The 1,130-nt window shown below is 38.4% G+C and carries 1 protein-coding gene and 1 pseudogene; both read left to right on the forward strand.

Annotation, left to right across the window (positions count from 1 at the left end; genetic code table 11):
• Nucleotides 1-416: pseudogene (locus tag VXQ92_RS20030) on the forward strand (kynureninase); the annotation flags it as partial.
• 40 nt (nucleotides 417-456) lie between these two features.
• Nucleotides 457-1,130 (forward strand): amino acid permease (locus VXQ92_RS20035; protein WP_416682965.1); only part of this gene is annotated, 674 nt, incomplete at its 3' end.

The raw sequence follows: 1,130 nt of genomic DNA on the forward strand, positions 1-1,130 counted from the left end.
TATGTGGGACTCAGCCGGTTATTTCTATGAGTCTGATTGAATGCGGAGTAGATATTTTCCTGCATGCTGATATGCAAAAAATCCGTGAGAAATCGTTGAAATTAACAGATTTATTTATTCAATTGGTACATCAAGAATGTTCTGAATTCGGATTTGAGTTAATTACGCCTTTAGATCATAACCATCGTGGTAGTCATGTTAGTTATCGTCATGAATTCGGTTATGAAATTATTCAGGCACTTATTGCACGCGGTGTGATTGGTGATTATCGGGAACCTGCAGTCTTGAGATTTGGTATTACACCTTTGTATCTGGGCTTTGAAGATATTTGGAATGCAGTACAGCACTTAAAAGAAACCATGCTGAATAGTGAATGGAAAAACAAGCAGTATTTAGTTCGCGGTGAAGTGACCTGATTTTAAGGAATCAAAATAAAACAAATGGCTAGGAGGGCCTATGAGTAGTTTTGATGAAATACAAAATAGAGAAGCTGGGCTGCATAAAAAGTTATCTGCAAAACAGATGGGGATGATTGCGATTGGTGGAGCAATTGGAACCGGATTGTTTATGGGAAGTAAATTTGCAATTAGTTTTGCAGGTCCCGCAGTCATCGTCAGCTATGCGATTGGTGGTTTAATTGCTTTTGCACTTATGGCTTGTTTGGCTGAAATGACAGTTCAGCATCCTACTTCAGGTTCATTTGGTGCATATGCAGAACATTATATAAGTCCACTTGCTGGCTTCTTGGTTCGCTACTGTTACTGGGCTTGTATTGTGCTGGCTGTAGGTACAGAGATTACCGCCGTTGCTGATTATATGAAGCTCTGGTTCCCGAATGTAGGCTCTTGGGTCTGGATTGGATTTTTTTCACTGACCTTACTTGTTGTAAATGCCTATAGTGTTAAAGCTTTTGGACTAGTGGAATACTGGTTTTCCACAATTAAAGTTTTTGCCATTATTGTGTTTATTCTTTTGTCTATTGGTATCTTGACGCAAAGCAATCAGGGAATGACGCAAGTTATAACTCATTTATCAGGACATGGGGGCTTTTTTCCAAATGGTTTTAGTGGGGTATGGATTGGTGTCATTATTTCAATATTTAGTTATTTAAGTATAGAAATGATTGCTGT

Source organism: Acinetobacter sp. 228, from assembly GCF_048147885.1.